The organism is Stenotrophomonas sp. P5_A8, assembly GCF_056400545.1.
In genome coordinates, this window is sequence record NZ_JBFULB010000257.1 from 1 (window position 1) to 5,514 (window position 5,514).

Genomic DNA, 5,514 nt, shown 5'->3' on the forward strand with positions numbered 1-5,514 from the left:
GGACAAGGGGGGGCTTGGATTGTCGCACGCCTGGGGCAGCGGGCCGGTCCACCCGGCGCGCCTGCCGCAGCGGGCCCGCCGCCCGCCGCGGTAGAGCCGGGCCATGCCCGGCTGCGCGTGGCAGGGGGTGTCCGCGCGCACGAAGGTGGGGCGTTGCCGAACGTACCACCGGATCATTGGTGCGATTGCCACGCATGGCGTGGCACTACCTGGATTGTTGGTGATTGCCGCCCGCTGATGCGCGTTCAGCGCATCAATACGACCTCTTCGGCGGAGGTCGGATGGATCGCCACGGTGTCGTCGAACTGCGCTTTGGTCACGCCCATCTTCACCGCCAGCGCGAAACCCTGCAGGATCTCGTCGGCCGACTCGCCCAGCAGGTGCACGCCGACCACGCGTTCGTCCTCGCCCACGCAGACCAGCTTGAACAGGCTGCGCTGGGTGCCATCGGACAGCGCCTGCAGCATCGGGCGGAAGTTGCTGCGGTACACGCGGACATCCCCGTGCTTCTCGTGCGCCTCTTCCTCGCTCAGACCCACCGCACCCAGCGCCGGGTGCGAGAACACCACGCTGGCAACATTCTCATAGTCCATTTTCGCCTGCGGCTGGCCACCGAACAGGCGGTCCATCAATTTGCGCGCAGCGGCGATCGCCACAGGCGTCAGGCCGACCTTGCCGGCGATGTCGCCCACCGCATGCACGCTGGGCACCGCCGTGGTCTGCCACTCGTCGACCTCCACCTCACCCTTGTCGCCGATCACGATGCCCAGTGCTTCCAGCCCCAACCCGGCACTGTTGCCGCGTCGGCCGGTGGCGAAAAACAGCTGATCGAACACCGCTTCGTGCGGGCCGTCGTGGCCATAGGCAGCAACCGCATCGCCGTCGCGGCGCAGCTCACGCAGGCGGTAATCGAAGTGCACCTGTACGCCCTGGTGGCGCAGGTTCTCGGCCAGCTGCGCGGTCAACTCGGCGTCGAAGCGCTCCAGCAACCGCGACCCGCGCACCAGCAGCGTGACCTTGCTGCCCAGTGCCTGCAGCAGCCCGGCCAGCTCGACGGCGATGTAGCCACCCCCGACGATCGCCACGCGCTCGGGCGCGCTGCACAGGTTGAAGAAATCATCGGAGACCGCACCCAACTCCGCGCCGGGAATATCCGGACGCTGCGGATGTGCGCCGGTGGCGATCAGCACGTGCGCGGCACTGATGCGCACCCCGTCGCTGCATTCCACCGTGTGCGCATCGACCAGGTGGCCGCGACGCGGTACCCGCACCACGTTGTTTTCGTTCAGGCGCTTGAGGTAACTGGCGTGGATGTTGGCGATGTAGGCCTGGCGATGCACCACCAGTTCCTTCCAGTCCAGCGCCGGCCGTACCGGGACGTCGAAGCCCATCGATGCGGCCATGCCGATCCTTCCCGCCAGGTCGGCGGCCAGCCACATCGCCTTCTTCGGCACGCAGCCAACGTTGACGCAGGTGCCCCCCAGCTCGCCCGGCTCCAGCATCGCCACGCGCTGGCCGTGCTGCGCGGCGCGGAACGCGGCGGCCAGTCCGCCAGAGCCACCGCCCAGCACGATMAGGTCATAGTCGTAGTGCTTGCTCATTGGAATCGCTCAACTTGGTAAGGGGCAGGATCCCGCGTCGGCGCGGCGCGGCGGATCCCATCAGGCCGCCGTTGTCCCATGCCAACGCGCATGCGGATGACGAGGATGCCATGTCCGGCCGCGAGCCAGACGTGAGGATGTGCAGGCACGCGGTCGAGCATTGGCAGGTCATCGACTGCTGCGCTCAGCGCTGCGCAGTCGTCGCCCGGCGCAGCGGTGGCCACTGCAGATAGGTCATCGCCCGCCACCCCCATTCCAGCGGACCGAAGCGGAACTGTCGCAGCCACAGATGGCTGAGCATCACCTGCAGGGCGAACACCCCCAGCGCGAACGGCACCTGCCACGCACGCGGCAGCTGTTCGAACGCACCCAGGCCATAGCCGTAGAACACCCACGTGCACAGCAGCGACTGCAGGATGTACTGGGTCAACGCCATCCGACCGACGGGGGCCAGCCAGCGCAACGCGGCACGTGCGCGCACGATCCAGGCCAGGTAGCCCAGACACATCAGCAGCGAGGCCACCGAGCCCATCGCGAAGGCCGCGCCACTGGCCGGCGTGAACGTGCCCGGTGCGAGGTAAGGCTGCCAGACCGCGCTCACCAGCATCACCACCAGACCGACCGGCAGCGCGCCCCAGCGCAACGCGCGGTACAGGCGTTCGAAGCGCTCGGGCGTGGCCAGCGCACCACTGCGCGCGAACCAGCTGCCAATCAGGAACATGCCCAGCACTTCCGGCCCGACCACCACGATCGCACTGAGCTGGGCGCCGAAGTCACGCAGACGCTGCAGCACCGCCTGCGCGTAGCTGCCGTGGCCGTAGGCCTGGCGTTGCAGTTCGATGGTCTGCTGCGCGCTGTCAATGGCGGCACGCGCCTGCGCACTGCCCGGGTCCACCTGCGCCTGCTGCCCCATCATCGCGCCGAGCAGCAGCATCAACGCTGCCGCGCCCAGATAGGTCAGCACGCCCATGGCCGGCAGCCAGCGCGTGGGGGCCTCGCGACAGGCCAGCAGTGCCACGGCGACCAGCGCGTAGATCACCAGGATGTCGCCGGACCAGACCAGCAGCGCATGGCACAGGCCTATCAGCAGCAGGCCCGCAGTGCGCCGCAGGTAAAACGGGGCGAACGCGCGCCCGGCCGCATCGGCGCGCTGGGCCATGATCGCAAAGCCGGCGCCGAACAACAGCGAGAACAACGTGAAGAATTTGCCCTGCACCAGCACGTAAATGGCCGCGTCGACCCCGTAATCCAACCCGTGCCACTGCGGATCGATGCCGGTGAAGGCCAGATCCAGCGGTCCGCTGAAGGCCTCCATGTTCATCAGCAGGATGCCCAGCAGGGCGAACCCGCGCAGGATGTCCAGCACCGCGATGCGCTCGCCGACGGCGACCGGCTGCAGGGGAAGGGAAGCGGCGTTCACAGGCAATCCGTGGATCTGGGCAGTCATTATGCCGTCGCGCCACGCGCGCGGGTCGCCCTGTCGCAGATACGCAACGGCCCGCCGAAGCGGGCCGTTGCATCACCTTCGATACCGGCCATCAATGCCGGTCGCAGTGGTTACTGCTTAGTGCTGGTGGCCGCCATCGCCATGCACGTGGCCGTGCTCGAGTTCTTCGGCCGCGGCGGCGCGCACGTCGACGATCTCGACCGAGAAATACAGGTCCTTGCCGGCCATCGGGTGGTTCAGGTCGACGTCGACCACGCTCATGCCGACCTTCTCCACGGTGACCGCGCGCGGGCCGAAGTTGGTCTGCAGCACGACCTGCTGGCCCGGAATCAGCTTGGTGGTGCCGAAATGCTTCTTCGGCACGCGCTGGGTCAGGCCTTCGCGGCGCTCGCCATAGGCGTCGGTGGCCTTGACGTCCACCTCGAAGGTGGCGCCGGCTTCCTTGTCCATCATGGCCGCTTCCAGGCCCGGGATGATGTTGCCGTGGCCGATCAGGATCGCCAGCGGATCACGGTCCTTGGAGCTTTCGATCGGCTCCTGGCCCTGCTCGGCAACGGTGTAGTGGAAACGGACGACGCTGTCTTTTTCGATCTTCATGCGCAACTCTGGCTGGTCGCTGCCGATGGCAGACGGGTGGGGCGGGTTGTTCCCCGCCGGATACGCCGCCATCATGACGGCCTTCTGAGGCCGCGCATTATCCGGTACATCATGCAGCTGACGCCAGTTTTGCCCGTCCTCCGCTTCGCCCCCCGCCTCGCCGCGCTGGCCGCCGTCGTGCTGTTGAGTGCCTGTGGCGGCGGCAAGACCACCCGCCCGAGCGCCCCGCCCGCCTCCACCCAGGTCTGGCCCACCGTGGTCCCCAACGACCCGCAGGCGGCCAACGCGGTGCTGATGCGCGCGATCGGACTGGTCGGCACACCCTACCGTTACGGCGGCAACACCCCCGAATCCGGCTTCGACTGCAGCGGGCTGGTGGCCTATGTCTACCGCGAGATGCTCGACCTGAAGCTGCCCCGCACCTCGCGCGACCTGGCCGCGGTGCAGGGTCCGAAGATCGATCCCCAGCGGCTGGCGCCGGGCGATCTGGTCTTCTTCGGCAGCCGCGGCAGCGTGTCCCATGTCGGCATTTACGTCGGCGAAGGTCGCTTCGTGCACGCCCCCAGCACCGGCGGAACGGTCCGACTGGACTCCCTCGGCGGGCCGTACTGGAAAGACCACTACACCGGCGCGAAACGCGTCCTGCACTAAGCTGAACAGGGGTAAGGGTCAAATTTGTGATGCAGATCACACGTTTGTAAACGAAACTTTAACGAAATTTGTACCTAATCACTGCGCTTACACGGCATCATCACCCATCGTTTTTATTCAGTGACCGCCGCGTGACGACAGCCGACCTGATCACCCAAGGCCACACCGCCGCTTCCCGGCGCAGCATCCGCCCCGTTTTCCTTGCCATTGCGCTCTGCCTTGCCAGCCTCCCGGCCTGGGCACAGACCGCACCGGCCACCGCTGTAGACGCCGCTCCGGCTGGCGCCAGCACGCCCGAATCTTCCGCGATGGCAAAGCCCAAGGCTGATGCCCCCGCCCGCAGCAAGGCCGACGCCGCTGCCAGTGCCACCCTCGCCGCCCTGCTTCCACACTTGGCGGCCAACGACACCATTCCCCTGATGGACCGCTCGGCGATGTTCGCCGGCGACCTCAGCCGCCTGCTCGCCAATTACGACGCCAGCAGCGGTGCCAACGGCGCCGTGGTCGGCGGCGCGGCCGACAACGGCAAGGTGCAGTCGCTGCTGCGCCGCGCGATGACCCTGCTGGGCACCCCGTATCGCTGGGGCGGCACCTCGCCGGACAGCGGCTTCGACTGCAGCGGCCTGGTCGGCTACGTGTTCCGCACCGCCCTGGGCATCGAGCTGCCGCGCGTCTCGCGCGAGATGGCGCACGACGGGGAAGCCGAGCTGATCAACGACCGCAACGCACTGGCTGCCGGCGACCTGGTGTTCTTCGGCCGCAAGGGCCGGGTCGACCATGTCGGCATCTACGTCGGCGAAGGTCGCTTCCTGCACGCCCCCAGCACCGGCAAGGACGTCCGCGTGGACAGCCTGATGACCGGCTACTGGAGTGCCAAGTTCATGCAGGCCCGCCGCGTCGACCTCTGAGGCCAGAACTGCCGGATCCTGAAAAAGCCGCTGCCCTGCAGCGGTTTTTTTTTGCTTCTTCCCCCAGCACGGCGGCACCCGTGTGCCCGGAGTAGTCCGGGGGGCGGTGTTGAATCTGGTGCTCTCTCCGCTCGGGGTTGTCGCGAGCGGAAGGGCCCCGTCGCAGCCGGTAGGCCCCTGGCGCAAATGTCCCCCGGCCTGGCGGCCTCCTCCTTTATTTTGCCCAGGGGCCTACCGGCCGCGACGGGGCTCGCTTGCGGCAAGCAGGCCGAAGCCAGGCTTTTTTGACGGCCGTCGGTGGGTCGGGCGC

5 protein-coding genes are annotated in these 5,514 nt (G+C 67.7%); 2 read left to right on the plus strand and 3 right to left on the minus strand.

Annotated elements, in window-relative coordinates; all coding sequences use genetic code 11:
* Window positions 1–245: 245 nt before the first annotated feature.
* From gorA to AC1DQP_RS15625, 3 genes are all read right to left on the minus strand, one after another.
* A complete protein-coding gene (gorA, locus tag AC1DQP_RS15615) occupies window positions 246–1,601 on the minus strand; it encodes a glutathione-disulfide reductase (protein WP_457319092.1) in 1,356 nt (451 codons plus the stop codon).
* Between the two features lie 184 nt (window positions 1,602–1,785).
* Complete coding sequence (locus AC1DQP_RS15620; protein ID WP_457319093.1) at window positions 1,786–3,048, minus strand: DUF418 domain-containing protein; 1,263 nt, start codon at window positions 3,046–3,048, stop codon at window positions 1,786–1,788.
* Between the two features lie 117 nt (window positions 3,049–3,165).
* Window positions 3,166–3,645, minus strand: a complete 480-nt coding sequence (locus tag AC1DQP_RS15625; RefSeq protein ID WP_457319094.1) for an FKBP-type peptidyl-prolyl cis-trans isomerase — start codon at window positions 3,643–3,645, stop codon at window positions 3,166–3,168.
* A 111-nt stretch (window positions 3,646–3,756) separates the two neighbouring features.
* Between AC1DQP_RS15625 and AC1DQP_RS15630 the strand changes: the two genes are divergently transcribed.
* A complete protein-coding gene (locus AC1DQP_RS15630; protein ID WP_256774588.1) occupies window positions 3,757–4,296 on the plus strand; it encodes a C40 family peptidase in 540 nt (179 codons plus the stop codon).
* 131 nt (window positions 4,297–4,427) lie between these two features.
* Window positions 4,428–5,204 (plus strand): C40 family peptidase, encoded by a 777-nt coding sequence (locus AC1DQP_RS15635; RefSeq protein ID WP_478051958.1) that lies wholly within the window; start codon window positions 4,428–4,430, stop codon window positions 5,202–5,204.
* Window positions 5,205–5,514: the final 310 nt, after the last annotated feature.

Coding starts and splice junctions, on each gene's coding strand:
- AC1DQP_RS15620 (WP_457319093.1), bottom strand. CDS start 3,048: ATGACTGCCCAGATCCACGGATTGCCTGTGAACGCCGCTTCCCTTCCC.
- AC1DQP_RS15630 (WP_256774588.1), top strand. CDS start 3,757: ATGCAGCTGACGCCAGTTTTGCCCGTCCTCCGCTTCGCCCCCCGCCTC.
- AC1DQP_RS15625 (WP_457319094.1), bottom strand. CDS start 3,645: ATGAAGATCGAAAAAGACAGCGTCGTCCGTTTCCACTACACCGTTGCC.